At 41.8% G+C, this 13,815-nt stretch carries 14 protein-coding genes; 8 read left to right on the top strand and 6 right to left on the bottom strand.

Annotated elements, in window-relative coordinates:
- Window positions 1-24 precede the first annotated feature (24 nt).
- From ACFFAP_RS27580 to ACFFAP_RS27565, 4 genes are all read left to right on the top strand, one after another.
- Entirely contained in the window at window positions 25-684 is a 660-nt protein-coding gene (locus ACFFAP_RS27580; RefSeq protein WP_174709417.1) for an L-threonylcarbamoyladenylate synthase, read from the top strand.
- A 396-nt stretch (window positions 685-1,080) separates the two neighbouring features.
- Window positions 1,081-2,301: a HetZ-related protein gene (locus tag ACFFAP_RS27575; RefSeq protein WP_375514217.1), complete on the top strand. Its 1,221-nt coding sequence runs from the start codon at window positions 1,081-1,083 to the stop codon at window positions 2,299-2,301.
- Between the two features lie 116 nt (window positions 2,302-2,417).
- A complete protein-coding gene (locus ACFFAP_RS27570) occupies window positions 2,418-2,546 on the top strand; it encodes a hypothetical protein (protein ID WP_375514216.1) in 129 nt (42 codons plus the stop codon).
- A 412-nt stretch (window positions 2,547-2,958) separates the two neighbouring features.
- Window positions 2,959-3,441, top strand: a complete 483-nt coding sequence (locus tag ACFFAP_RS27565; RefSeq protein ID WP_375514215.1) for a PD-(D/E)XK nuclease superfamily protein — start codon at window positions 2,959-2,961, stop codon at window positions 3,439-3,441.
- On the opposite strand, the gene ACFFAP_RS27560 is transcribed toward ACFFAP_RS27565, so the two are convergent.
- On the bottom strand, window positions 3,438-4,265 hold the full coding sequence (locus ACFFAP_RS27560) for a DNA adenine methylase (RefSeq protein WP_375514214.1): 828 nt from the start codon (window positions 4,263-4,265) through the stop codon (window positions 3,438-3,440). The two genes, ACFFAP_RS27565 and ACFFAP_RS27560, sit on opposite strands and share 4 nt — an antisense overlap.
- Window positions 4,266-4,429: 164 nt before the next feature.
- Here ACFFAP_RS27560 and ACFFAP_RS27555 point away from each other — a divergent pair, with 164 nt between their 5' ends.
- The 3 genes from ACFFAP_RS27555 to ACFFAP_RS27545 all read left to right on the top strand — a co-directional run bounded on the left by ACFFAP_RS27555 (window position 4,430) and on the right by ACFFAP_RS27545 (window position 6,350).
- On the top strand, window positions 4,430-4,636 hold the full coding sequence (locus ACFFAP_RS27555) for a DUF751 family protein (protein ID WP_229488077.1): 207 nt from the start codon (window positions 4,430-4,432) through the stop codon (window positions 4,634-4,636).
- Window positions 4,637-4,759: 123 nt separating this feature from the next.
- Window positions 4,760-5,179, top strand: coding sequence for a 30S ribosome-binding factor RbfA (gene rbfA / locus ACFFAP_RS27550; protein ID WP_375514213.1), 420 nt, complete (start codon window positions 4,760-4,762; stop codon window positions 5,177-5,179).
- 934 nt (window positions 5,180-6,113) lie between these two features.
- Window positions 6,114-6,350: a DUF4327 family protein gene (locus tag ACFFAP_RS27545; RefSeq protein WP_375514212.1), complete on the top strand. Its 237-nt coding sequence runs from the start codon at window positions 6,114-6,116 to the stop codon at window positions 6,348-6,350.
- Between the two features lie 522 nt (window positions 6,351-6,872).
- Here the strand turns inward: ACFFAP_RS27545 and ACFFAP_RS27540 are convergent.
- Window positions 6,873-7,226 (bottom strand): hypothetical protein, encoded by a 354-nt coding sequence (locus ACFFAP_RS27540; RefSeq protein ID WP_375514211.1) that lies wholly within the window; start codon window positions 7,224-7,226, stop codon window positions 6,873-6,875.
- 179 nt (window positions 7,227-7,405) lie between these two features.
- Window positions 7,406-7,609, bottom strand: a complete 204-nt coding sequence (locus ACFFAP_RS27535) for an SDR family oxidoreductase (protein ID WP_375514210.1) — start codon at window positions 7,607-7,609, stop codon at window positions 7,406-7,408.
- 769 nt (window positions 7,610-8,378) lie between these two features.
- Here ACFFAP_RS27535 and ACFFAP_RS27530 point away from each other — a divergent pair.
- A complete protein-coding gene (locus tag ACFFAP_RS27530) occupies window positions 8,379-9,284 on the top strand; it encodes a cation diffusion facilitator family transporter (protein WP_375514209.1) in 906 nt (301 codons plus the stop codon).
- A gap of 497 nt (window positions 9,285-9,781) precedes the next feature.
- Here the strand turns inward: ACFFAP_RS27530 and ACFFAP_RS27525 are convergent, their stop codons facing one another.
- The 3 genes from ACFFAP_RS27525 to cbiD all read right to left on the bottom strand — a co-directional run bounded on the left by ACFFAP_RS27525 (window position 9,782) and on the right by cbiD (window position 13,713).
- Window positions 9,782-10,186, bottom strand: a complete 405-nt coding sequence (locus ACFFAP_RS27525) for a response regulator (RefSeq protein ID WP_375514208.1) — start codon at window positions 10,184-10,186, stop codon at window positions 9,782-9,784.
- A 567-nt stretch (window positions 10,187-10,753) separates the two neighbouring features.
- Window positions 10,754-12,373 carry a glutamine-hydrolyzing GMP synthase gene (gene guaA, locus ACFFAP_RS27520; RefSeq protein WP_375514207.1) on the bottom strand — a complete coding sequence of 540 codons (1,620 nt, stop codon included), beginning with the start codon at window positions 12,371-12,373 and terminating at the stop codon, window positions 10,754-10,756.
- Between the two features lie 224 nt (window positions 12,374-12,597).
- Window positions 12,598-13,713: a cobalt-precorrin-5B (C(1))-methyltransferase CbiD gene (gene cbiD / locus ACFFAP_RS27515; RefSeq protein ID WP_375514206.1), complete on the bottom strand. Its 1,116-nt coding sequence runs from the start codon at window positions 13,711-13,713 to the stop codon at window positions 12,598-12,600.
- Window positions 13,714-13,815 lie beyond the last annotated feature (102 nt).

Here is a 13,815-nt window from a genome sequence, read left to right as displayed (position 1 = left end):
CCCCAATCCCCAATCCCCAGTCCTATGGCAAAAATTTTCTCAGTTCATCCGGATAATCCTCAAGTTCGCCGAATAGAGGAAATAAAGTCGGCGCTTTCTAGTGGCGCAGTCATGCTTTACCCTACTGATACAGTCTATGCGATCGGTTGTGATTTGAATGCCAAGTCGGCGGTAGAACGAGTGCGGCAAATTAAACAGCTAGCAAATGATAAACCACTGACATTTTTATGTCCCTCGCTTTCAAATGTGGCAACTTATGCCTTCGTAAGTGACACAGCCTATCGAATTATGAAACGCCTGATTCCAGGGCCATACACGTTTTTGCTCCCAGCGACTAAATTAGTACCGCGATTGGTGCAAAGCCCCAAGCGAAAAAGTACTGGAATTAGAGTACCAAACCATACTGTGTGTTTGGAGTTGCTGGCAGCCTTGGGCAATCCGATTATTTCAACTTCAGCACATCTGCCACCAGATGAAGCAGATAATGGCATGATTCGGATAGATCCAGAAACTGTTCAGTCACGGGTAGAACTATTTGATCGTTTGGACAAGTTGGTAGACATAATTGTAGACACTGGCGAAGAACCTACTTATGAAGTATCTACTATTTTGGATATGACCGGAGATGAAGCAGCAATTATACGGAGGGGTTTAGGTTGGGAAGCAGCAGCAGCATGGGTATAAAAATTACACTTCACAGGCGCACCTCTCCGTTTCGGAAATTGTGATAAAAGCGACTCCAGTTTTTAAATTGTCATATTTTAATGCGATGTCTACGACGGGCACAGATGCAATAACAGGATGGTGGCAACAGTTGGTACAAAAAGGGATTTGGCAACTTTGAGAAAATGGCGGGTACTTATGTCCCAGCGTCAATGTGGTGGCTTGTGAAAAAACCGACACATTGCCATAACTGTAACTCTCTCGTATTTCCTACAGTTTTATATATGAGCTTTAGATGTGAGCATTACATGCGGCAAGCCTTAATGGATGAATGCCTAAAGATTCGTAAGCCAAGGCCGGCCTTGATTGTTGTCTCTGCGTTGTAATTACGGTGCAATACTACTCCCTGGAAAAGTCATGAAAGCTAACGTCGTTAATCTACCAAACTCTACACCCATTTTTGATAACCACCTTTCGACCGAAGAATTTTCAGACAACAGCAGCGAAACCTTGATTGAATTGCTGTGTCAGGAAATGCAAGCACAAGTGAAAGCAGCACCCAGGTGCGTAGAAGCTTTAGCAAAGCGCATAACTATAGAAGTAGAACGCATTTGCGATAAAAGCTCCCGTATCCAAACATCTGGGGAAATCAAATCCTGGCAGATTACCTTGGGAAGGCATCGGATGCACAAGTGCTTACGTTACTACCAACTAGGCTCAAAACAAGGACGCGTGGAATTACATAGCAATTTGGGTGCTATGGTTTACCGTCATGTAACTATATCCGGCTCTGAGTTGGGTTTTGAGGCTCGTTACAGCCTGATTGAAGATTTTTTACAAGCATTTTATATCGAAGCTATCAAAGCTTTCCGCAGAGAAAACGAACTACCTAATGATCACACGCCGCGTACTCAGCTGCAATTAGCTGAATATATGGCGTTTACAGAGCAGTATGCCAAACGCCGGATTAATTTACCTGGTGGTGCAAATCAGCAATTGATTATCTTGCGGGCCCAAGGCTTTGCTCGTCGTCAGCCGCAAGAAACTACCGTAGATATTGAAATGGCGGTAGAGTCTGCTAAGGGTGAAGAAGCAGAATCTTACCAGCGTAACTCGGCGGTGCAACAGCTGCGATCGCAGATGATCACCCAAACTAATTTCGATCCATCCGAAGAGTCAGAACGTGATCGCGTCATCACTGAATTGATGAAATACCTGGATTCTCAAGGACAATCTGACTGTATGAACTACCTCAGCTTGAAACTTCAAGACCTTTCAGCCCCAGAAATTGACCAAATTCTCGGTTTAACCAGCCGTCAGCGCGATTATCTCCAACAACGGTTTAAATACCACGTAGAAAAGTTTGCCAAACAACACCATTGGCAATTGGTACATCAATGGTTAGGTGCGGGTTTAGAGCAAAAATTGGGTTTATCTTCCCAGCAGTGGGAAATCTTTTTAAATCAACTAACAGAACAGCAACAGCAAATATTACAGTTAAAAACTGCACGACAAAACGATCAGGCGATCGCTAAAGCCATCAAATGCACCCCCAAACAGCTACAAAAGCGCTGGACTCAACTTTTAGAACTAGCATGGTCTATCCGCAACGGTCATACTGAGGCACAAACAGGTTGAAGTCAAAACGAAATAACTAAAATTTATCCAAGCTCAATTCTAGTTATTTGAAATGTTGTTATAGATATGGCGGTTTCAGGGTGTAAGAATGAAGGTGAATAAAATCAGAGAAAACCATGAACCCAGTATTTACCGAACTCTCTAGTCTTTCGAGAGCGGAAAAAGTTCAACTGGTAAAAGATTTATGGAATGAGATTGCCGCTACACCAGCAGCACTCCCAGATGCCTGCCTGAATTTAATTTAGCGTCACCCCAGCACATACCAGATTATTCATGAAACTTATCGCCGCGCTACAATTAGGCGTTTTCCCTACGTCGTTTTTTACGAGTTTAATGAACAGGAGATTATTCTCTACGCTGTTTTCCACTGTTCCCAAGACCCAGAAAAATGGCGGAGTCGCTTGCAATAGTTGGTCTTTGAGACTAAAGAAAAATCCATTATATTTTAACTATTATCTGAATTAGTAACTCGTTCCTTATCCAAATTATTAATACATTTGTATTTGGTTAGTACAAAAATACCAAACTTTTCCTTCTTTATACCTAATGAATTTAGCTTTGTGTATCCAAAATCAAAAATTTATATAACCTAGCATTTACTGTTGCTTCCAGGGAATCCTAAAATTAGGAAACCTTTTGAAGATAATCAGGATAAAGATGACTCAAGGTGCAAGAGCAGTTACTTCTGGCAATGTTTTGGAAAAAGCTGTAGAAGGGACTTTACTGGGTCATGGATATGTCCAAGTGGGCTTTGATTTACCAAAAAAACAGCGCCTTGGATGTCTTTTAAGCTCGAATACTATACCAAAACGATATGCAAGGCAGGTTTATATCGGAGCAGGAATTTATGGGAGCTATATATATGTAGACTTTTACATTATTGGTGCTGCATCCATTTCATCCGGGCTGATTATTGAATGTAAATGGCAGCAAACTAGCGGGTCAGTTGATGAAAAACTTCCTTATCTTAACTTGAATATTCAAAATTGCTATCCTGCACAAGCAGTTGTATTAATTGACGGTGGAGGTATGAAACCGCAAGCTGTATCGTGGTTAGGTAAACAAGTTGGTTTCAATCAAAATCTCCTCTCTGTTCATAATTTAAGTTCATTCATTGCCTGGTCTAACAATAATCTTTAATATGAAGTTACTAGTAATTCTGTAATTTTTCCGCGCTTTTGAGCGTTGGAATTAATTGCTCTAGATGCTGATATAGTATGGATATTGAAACTGCTGTAAAGGTTGCGAATAAATTCACAATCTGAATTAGATAGCATAACTTTAACTCCCCGTTCAGCTAATTTTTCAAAGACATCTTTGAGTTGAACTTGCTGATCTTCAGCAAAGGGATAGCTACTGTAAGCTGTAAAATAGCTAGTCTCACTTACAGGATAGTATGGTGGGTCAAAAAATACAAAGTCATCACTGCTCGTGGCATAATTTAGTACATTAGCAAAATCTGTTTGTTTAATTTTAGATGTAGAAAGTGCTTCTGAGGCTGCTTTTAATAAAACCTCAGAACAAATATTGGGATTGTCATATCTGCCTAATGGCACATTGAATTTACCCTGTGAATTAACTCGATAAAGACCATTAAAACAAGTCTTATTAAGATAAATTAGACGAGCAGCCTTTTGTATATCAGTACCAGCAGAGTTATTTCTGACACTATAGTAATAATCTTTACCATGTCGAATTTTATGCTCTTTCAATATAGAAATTAATTCCTCGACATGATCTCTAACACAACAATAAGTGTTAATTAATTCGGCATTAATATCAGTTAAAAATGCTGCACTAGGTTGGAGATAGAAAAAAACTGCACCACCACCCAAGAATGGCTCATAGTAATTTTTATAACTTTTGGGAAAATAAGGAATATATTGCTGTATCAACCTACTTTTACCCCCTGCCCACTTCAAAAATGGACGCGGGCTAGTTTCCTTGGGGATTTGAATTACCATTAACTTCCAATTTAACTGAAAATAATCGTGACTAAATAAAGCCAATATAACCGACGGAGCATATTTTATATTAACTGCTAATTTTCCAGCCGCATAGATTACAATTGAGTAGATAAAGCATATCAAAACAAACGTAAGTATATAACAAGGCAGTTTACATTCAGATGTTTGACGGATTTTGGGATAACGTCTTTCGCTACCCCCGGTACTTAATTACTATCGTCTTAGGCTTGTTTCTGAACACCTTTGCGCCGTTAGTGCCATTGTTGAAGCGCCCAGTCACCTTGATTGCTATCTTGGGTTTGTTTGTGAGCAGCCTAGTCTTCCTTACTCTCACCCTACGGGCAATGCTGGGCTTGAGTACAATCTAGACTAGCCCTATATCGGGGCTGTGCCCCACAGACGCTTGTTCTTAGCGTTGCTCCTGCTAAGTACTGTCTAGCCAACTTGGATCTATTTTTGTTGTACAACCTCTGTGAGGAGGCGAAATTATTATGGCTACAAATCGCCGGGTTTCCCGCGTTGCTGAATTGATCAAACGGGAAGTTAGCCAAATGCTGCTCAACGGCATCAAGGATGACCGTGTGGGTACAGGAATGGTAAGTGTTACTGATGTTGATGTTTCCGGCGATCTCCAACACGCCAAAATCTATGTCAGTATCTATGGTACAGATGAAGCTAAAGCAGAAACAATGGCAGGCTTAAAGTCGGCCACAGGTTACGTCCGCAGTGAACTTGGGGCGCGGGTACGGCTACGACGTACACCAGAGGTGCTGTTTCTCGAAGATCGCTCCATAGAACGCGGCAATAAGGTACTGGCACTACTAAACCAACTTAACTATCAGCGTCCCCCAGAAAATCTGGTAGCAGAAGAAGACAGCACTGATCAAGATGATGAATCATCTGATGAATAAGTAACTGAAATAACAATGTAACTTCAGAACAATTAATCTCAGCAAATCCGCCAAACAATTTACAGACGTGACTAAATCGCGTCTGTTTTAATATGACCATAATCTATTTCAGGGATCGGTAGTTGCATATATACGTTTTTTGCTTGCCTTGGCTTCCGTCCCTACTCTACTATTCCTCTTTGCCTCTACCCCCAATACCGTTCGGTTAAGGAATTTCTTGGTTGAGGCAGGTTCTTGAAGCAAGGAAAGAGGAGAAGCTGTTCTTGAGAGAAGAATTACTGAACAATAACTCCCTTGCCTCCCCTGCGCCCTGCCTCCTTCAATTGGAAGTCCTCTACTCCACCCTTCTTAAAGATGTTTATCCAAAGAAAACTGTGTAACACTAGTGTTCAAATTAACCAAAATATTACGGTTATATTTAAGAAATTGTTAACAGATGCTGGGGTAAAAGCCTTCGTAGTGTACTTTAGCCGTTATGTTTTGCAACACTTTATACCATAGTATCTGACAAATATTCTTGTGTTGTTTACCCTTAGATAAATACCAGCAGTTCTAAATCCGGCTTTAAGGTGATTATTTGATATGTAAGTGATGCCTGCGGCGTCGCGCCCTGAACCTCTGGACAACCGCCAAATCTTGCCTAAATACAGTAATGGCAAGACTTTCAGACTTGTTGCATAAAAACTATCCAGCCGACATAGCAGGTTAAGTTAACTACTCAGAATTTTTTTTGTAAAGCGGATTTTCCAGAAATGTCAGGATTTGTTGACTTTCTTAACATATCTTGAGATAATTTCCGGAGATGTAGCGTCAAAATAAAAATAGTTCCGTATAGCAAACTACAAAATCCTAGCCACAAGTCTAATTTCTGTAATGTTTGTTCCTAATTTTTAACAGGAACACTATCGTAAGTGTTAATTTGTGAGTAAAAAACATGAGTGTGAATACGGTGCGTTCTATCAATTACTACTCTCTCGATCTGATTCAAGACGAAGCACGCCGACTGGTGCAAAAGGGAATGATTAGCCGACAACAGCCAATATATACCCTCTGCCAATACATTCCAGCGAGAGAATGGGTTTGCGTTGAATGTGAATTAGAGAAATGTGACTTTTTGTTACGCGATCGCATTGGTGACCTAATTGGTCGTGAACAGTGGGACAACGACTAATCAATGTTTGATTTCAAATTTTGGATTGGGGGTTCATTTTCGATGTGTGGATGTCACCATCAACGATTCGACGCCCAATCTAAGGGATAATCTCTGGTTTTTGATGAGCATTGCCCCATATAGAATCTTGCATTTTTCACTAACCTAGAAGCATTGGAGTCTGAATTTATACAACTTTTCAAGTTAAAAGTTGGCATCAGAACAATTTCTTGTGTATATCTGGTGCTACAGCTTGAGTCTAGTAGGTAAATTCTGTGAGGTTCCTAGATTTATTTAATAGGTAAATCTAGGAATTTCAGTTTTGACTCGCAATTTATTGCATCGCTTCCCTAAAGTAAGCGATAGTCTACTTGCTGTTCAAAGCCAAAAATAGTATTGAAAAGTTTGCTAAGTTGGGCTAACCTACACCAATTACGACAACAGAGAGAACCTCCGCAAGCAACTGGCTGAATTTTTGCTAAATCCAAAATTTGTATGGTATTTTTTTTAAATCTCGAAAAGCACAGAAAAATTACAGAACTATTATCCTACTTGCTCTAAGTAATTATTAATGTCTTCAATTATACGGGTAAGTTCAGCTTCAGTAGTCAAGCGGATGTTGACGTTGCGGACAGTCAGCAAAACTTTGGCTGCGAAGGGTGTTGGCCAGATATTAGGATTACAGAAAATTTCTAAAAATACTTCACCCGTGTAACGATATTCCAGGGGAGGCTGGGGAGTTACTTTACCACCGCCAGGAGTGGGTTTAGCGGCCACAGCTTTCAGGCGCTCCATCAATTGATCTGTTGCTGCTTTTAATTCTCCTGCTGCTTGGGGTGAAAAACTGAAGGTGACAGAACCTTCAATTAGGTTCAATGTTAGAGGAATTGAAGACATATCTTTTTTATTAAAACTTCTTGATAAGTACTAATATTACCGGAAGAAGAGACTAAGCCGCCGAGATCGACGGCGGCGAAGCCCAATTTTTCGAGGATGCGCCCCAACCTTGGCACTGGCATCGTCGTCAGACAGATTTGCATAATCGGACTTTTGTTGGTTTTGCTGTGGTTGCGGAATCAGGCTGCGAAGCCGCCATCAATTTTCAGGTTCGCACCAGTGACGAAACCCGCTTCTGCACTGGCGAGATAGGAAACCATGTCGGCGACTTCTTCGCTTCGTCCGTAACGCTGGAGGGCGGTGATGCTTTTCATCCTGTCGGCAAAAGTAGCGTCCGCCGGGTTCATGTCGGTGTCAATAGGGCCGGGTTGGATATTGTTCACCGTGATGCCACGAGGGCCGAGATCGCGGGCAAGACCGCGCGTGAAGCTAGCGATCGGATCGCACCCTTGGTCAAAGCGTAGACGGAGCCGCCAGCAATAGGCATAATGTCGCTGTTACCAATGCCACCTTATCTGTAAGTTTTTTGGTACTCATAGTATTCGTGATTGAAACTTGTCGTCTGAAGAAAATTGACCATTGGAATTATATTGCTCAAGTTCTTACTCAAACTCGTAAGAGTATCAAATGTTCACCCATCCTTCTGGCTTGTTAATTGCTTTTTAGCGAAGGGCAGGAATGCTGAGTGACTCTTGAGAGAAACGGGGGGATTGAACAAGAGGCAAGGGAGCAGGGAGCAGGGGATATAGAAAAGAATTGGGATTCGACACTTCTTCGCTGTTGGTTAAAGGTAGTAAATTAAACTCATTAGACTCATCAATTTTCCTGAGTGAGTACAGCTTACTGATGGCCGTCATCATCTCTTTGAATGCAATTTGGTCTGACCTTACTGGATGTATGAATAACAAAATTAATTAAAATATTTTTGGAATTAATGCTAAAAATCTGCTGTTATCTGTAGAGGTATTATTAATACATATAAAGCTTGTAGCTGTTATTACTTATAAATAATATCAACAAAATAGTATAAAACATAGAGCCTATAGAGAGACTTAATTTTTACTGCGTAAGACTTTGATACATTTGATTAGTGTCTATTTATGTTTTAAGTTTTACATTAGAAGTCATAGAAATTGATGTGATAAATTATCTATGATTTACGATAACCGCGCCGAAGTGCGAAAGGTTTTAATTATTACCCTACTGCTCAACCTGTTTGTAATGGGATTGAAAGCACTTGTGGGCTACTGGACAGGTTCTTTGAGTTTGCTAGCTGATGCCTTGCATAGTGTGACAGATAGCGCCAACAACGTTTTAGGATTAATTGCAAGTAAATTTTCTTCTCCACAACCCGATCGCGAGCATCCCTACGGACACAGCAAGTTTGAAGCTGTGGGAGCTTTAGGAATTGCCTCATTTTTAGGAATAGCCTGTTTTGAAATTCTGCAAGGAGCAATCGAGCGAATTCTCAAAGGTGGTGGTGAACCTGTGAGAATATCGCCACCTGAGTTGTGGTTATTACTAATTGTGCTGGGTGTGAATATTTTTGTGGCGTTTTATGAACGTAGTGTGGGTAGGCGGGTAGGTAGCTCAATTCTCATAGCTGACGCGACACATACCATGAGCGATATTTGGGTGACAATCTCTGTAATTGGCGGCTTGATCGGAGTTTGGCTAGGTTATCAATGGATGGATTTGGTGTTAGCTTTTCCTGTCGCCTTGTTGGTATTTTGGAGTGGCTGGTCAGTTTTAAAAGAGAATTTGCCTTGGCTAGTGGATCAAATGGCGATCGCACCAGAAGCAATTCATGCGATCACTACTTCTGTTCCAGGTGTAATTAACTGTCATGATATTGCTTCTCGCGGTGTTCTTGGTCGTCAAGTCTTCATCGAAATGCATTTAATAGTAGATGCACCAGACGTAGAAACTGCTCACCACATCACCGAAGAAGTAGAAAGCCGATTAGAAGAACGGTTCCGTCCAGTCAGGATTTTAATTCACATTGAGCCACCAGCCTATAAGTCTGAGCAAATTAGCTTTGAAACTGGAGCGAAGTAATCTAAGCAATTTAAAATCAGGCCTTTTTTCAGACTATAAGGAAGCCTTAACTCAGACTTTTTTGCAGCTAACTGAAACGTCTCCGGCTTTGCTCAAAATGAACAAATGCAATGGTGCTAAATTCCTGGCTATTGACCTTTTTTGAATTAAAAATTTAGAAAAAGAATAATTTTTAATTAATTAATTTTGGGTACAGCAGCCCACAATGAATCAAAGATTTCAGTGGTCTACAATCAGTGGTGGATACAGCAGCCCACAATGATAGCGAACGCGAGTGCGTCTCCAAGAGTTGCGTTAGCTCATCCTGGAGCGTCTTGCAATTTTTAATTAATAATTTTTAATTTTTAATCTAGAGAAGCGACTTGACTTTTCCAGTTTAATCGAGAGCGATCGCATAGTGTCAAACAACCAGTTTACTTTTAGATGAAGAATATGAGGGGAGATGAGGGAGATTAAAGAAATAACAAATGACACCGACAAATCACTGCATCTTTTCATTAACTCTTATAAGAAGCAACTAAATTAGCGACGATCGCAACTAGTTCTCCTGGATCAACCGGTTTCGGCACATGAGTCTGAAAGCCCGCTTCCAAGGCACGGCTACGATACTCGCTATCGCCATAGGCAGTTAAAGCTATAGCGGGGAGTTTTTCCCAAATATCAGACTTCAGCGCCCGGATCTTGCGGATGAGAGTGTAGCCATCTTCACCAGGCATAGCAATATCACAAATCAAAATTTCTGGTTGCAACTCAGGTAATACTTTCAATGCTACCTCTGCCGATGCAACTGCCATGACGGTGGCTCCATCAGCTTCCAACACGGTAGTAATGTAAAAGCGGCTATCGTCATCATCATCAACTACGAGGATGTTTAAGCCAGCAAGGGGCAGAGCAGGTTCCATAACATCTCCATTAACGTTGATCAAATGATAGTTATTTCTAATGAGATGTTTGTTTTTTTCTTAGTGACCACATCATTGGTAATTTTACTGCGATCACGTCTATTTTCCTAGACAATAACTCAATTCGTCCAGCCACCATCGAATTGATGGTTAATTATTCGCTGACATTTATAATTATTGACGGGATAAAATTATGTTGGTGTTTAAAATTAACTCAGAAAGGCATTCAGCAGAAGGGATAAATCCCTTCTGCTGAATGCACGAACCGTCTGCGTTAGCGACGCAGGATCGTCTCCAAGGGTTGCGGAGGCAGCGCACCCTTGGAGTCCGCTTACCCCCACTCAAAAGCCAGCTAAACGCAGCGTCTAGAGTTTCTGGGGTAACCCTTAAGTGAAGCAACTGGCGTTCGCCTCCGGTCAGAAGTAAACCTTTGCTTGCTCTTGGTGCAGACGCTGCGCGAACAGACTTTTTTAAATTTGGAATTTTGAATCTTTCAATTCCATTATCCAAAATTTAAAATCTCAAATTCGGTGATGAGCTTCTGAGCTAAATCAACTCAAAACTTGGTTACTCCCATTCAATGGTTCCAGGCGGCTTAGAGGTGATGTCATAAACCACCCGATTCACCCCTTTCACCTCATTCACAATCCGAGTGGAAATCACTTCTAGTACATCGTAAGGGACTCTTGCCCAATCAGCAGTCATGCCATCTTCACTGGTCACAATCCGCAAAACAATCGGGTAAGCGTAAGTACGTTGATCCCCCATAACGCCAACACTACGAATTGGAAGCAATACAGCAAATGCTTGCCAGAAATCATGATACATACCGCGTTGGTTAATTTCTTGCCGGACAATCAAATCTGCATCGCGCAAAATATTTAACCGCTCAGATGTGACTTCCCCCAAAATGCGAATTGCCAAACCAGGCCCAGGAAAAGGTTGCCGTTGGACAATTTCTTCTGGTAAACCAATGGAACGCCCAACTTTGCGGACTTCATCTTTAAATAGTTTCCGCAGTGGTTCCACCAATTTAAATCTTAGGTCTTTGGGTAAACCGCCAACATTGTGATGACTCTTAATTTTCACTGCTACCCGTTCACCAGTTTGGGGATCAACGTTGGTATCAGCAGATTCGATCACATCTGGATAAAGAGTCCCTTGAGCCAGATAGTCAAAGTGACCAAGGCGCTTGGATGTTTCCTCAAATACATTGATAAATTCGTGTCCGATGCGGCGGCGTTTTTCTTCAGGATCTGTGATCCCAGCAACTTTAGCTAAAAAGCGATCGCGAGCATTTACATACTCTACAGGAATGTGAAACTGCTCTTGGAACAGCTTTACCAATCGTTCTGGCTCATACTTTCGCATAAAGCCTTGATCGATAAATACGCAAGTCAGTTGGTCACTAATGGCTTTATACAGCAAAAAGGCCAGAGTAGAAGAATCCACCCCACCAGACAACGCCAACAGCACCCGCTTGTCACCAACTCTGGCGCGAATTTCCCGAATTGCCTCTTCAACAAAAGCTGCTGTTGTCCAAGTGGGTTCGCAATCGCAGATGTGATAGACAAAATTACGGATTAATGCTATACCGCCAACTGAATGCACCACCTCTGGATGGAACTGAACGCCGTAAAGTTTCTTTTCGTGGTCAGCGATCGCAGCACAGGGAGTATTTTCTGTATGTGCCAGCAATTCAAACCCTGATGGCATTTGGGTAACTGAGTCTCCATGACTCATCCACATCGTAGTGCCATCTTCAACATTAGTGAGCAAATCTGTGGGATCATCAATATATAATGAGGCTTTGCCGTACTCACCTCGGTCAGCCTTTGCCACTTCCCCACCGAGTTGGTTCACCATTAGCTGCATCCCATAGCAAACACCCAAGACGGGTATTCCCAAATTCCAGATTTCTGGGTCACAATGGGGAGCGTTATCACCATAAACCGAACTCGGGCCACCGGAGAGGATGATTCCTTTAGGATTGAGTTGGCGCAAATGTGCAGAAGTAGTGCGATAAGACAAAACTTCAGAGTATACTTGAGTCTCGCGGATGCGACGGGCAATCAACTCAGAATATTGAGAGCCGAAGTCCAGAATTACAATTAATTGGCGATCAAGTCTCCCAAAATTTTCTAATGTTTGGGGCGCTTGTTCTGTTGGTATCACCGCTGTGTTCATGACGGGAGTGTTATGTCTGTTAAGGATAGATGCTTTGTGGTCTATGGTGATGCTATTATTCAGCCTGGGTAGGCTGATAATGGTATAGAGAGCCTTTACAAACGCGAGGTTATGTGCGTTTGTCTAGTCCGTGAGTCGGAGAGGGTATTAAAACGATAAACTTACCCTAGAGTGGTAACTTAGAAGATTATTTATTTGAATTGTTTACGATTATTCATAATAAATTAACATAATTTTCCCATCAACAGACCAGCAGTTTTACTCTTCACGATAATTTTGCGATCGCGATCAAAGAGGATAGAGCCACAGATTGTACTTCCTGTGCCGTTTTCGCTATGGCTTTGGATGTATTCTTGAGAACGAACATCGATAGTTTTGGCGATCGCACTGTAAACTTGATTTACCCAGTCACTACCAGTTGCAGCATCTAGGGATTTTAGATATGTTAATGCGGCTTCGGCGGTTGCACTGTTAAACACAGCTTGGATATCTGGTGATTTTAAACCTGCGATCGCACAGTGGGCTGCCAAAATTTCCCGCCGTCCATCAGCCAAGTAGTGATGGGTGTGAAAAATCCCGCCAGCCAGTTTCATCAGCTTACCGTGATAGCCAAATAATAAGATTTCTTTCACGCCTAGCACATCAGCTTCTACTAACATTGGGCCAAGCCAGTTAGCAGTTTTGACCAATTGCTCAGGATTAATCCCTAGTTTACGCGCCAAATCTAGGCCATTTTCACCGATACAGAATACTAAACTTTCAAAACGACTGGCTTTATTTTGTAATTCTGCCCGAAAAACTGCAAGCTGATCGGGTGTACTTAAGGGTTGAGAAATGCCTGTTGTGCCTAAAAGGGAAAGTCCTTCAACCACACCAAAAGCAGAATTTGAAGTCCGAACAGCAAGCGATCGCCCTTCGGGTAGAATAATCGTCACCGTGATTTTTTCTCCCGGTGCTAGCATCCGTTGCAAATTCTCTTGCAACAGCTTTTGAGCATAAGCATAAATAGCCGGCTTGTCATCAGCATTTAATTGCCTACCAATCCCTTCCCCACCTTTAATAATTACAGCATCATCACCCTGTTCTCGCCATTCCACCAATGCCCAAATCGGTGTATCTTTAGTCAAATCGAGATTATCACCAGGATCACTGCGGGTGATTGCTAAAGCTGTATTATCAGATAATCCTGCCACCTGTTCAATTGGTATTTCTGCAATTTGAGCGGGTTCAATCAAATCTATAGATGCTAAAGTTAGGGGTTGGCGATCGCGTAACCAATGTATTGCTGCAACAGCAGCAGCGCACGCAAAGACGGGAAGTGTGTATCCAGAACGGGACATTTTGTAAATTTAAAAGTCAAAATAATTCTTCAAAATTGTACCCTTACAGGGAAGCAAGCGGGAGCAAAGCGTCTTGTGGAGATTGGGGACTGGGGACTGGGG

The sequence above is a fragment of the uncultured Nostoc sp. genome, from assembly GCF_964245575.1.
In the GTDB taxonomy this organism is placed as follows: Bacteria; Cyanobacteriota; Cyanobacteriia; order Cyanobacteriales; family Nostocaceae; genus Nostoc.
Note: the sequence above shows the minus strand (reverse complement) of the source record. Positions and strands in the feature narration are given on the sequence as shown.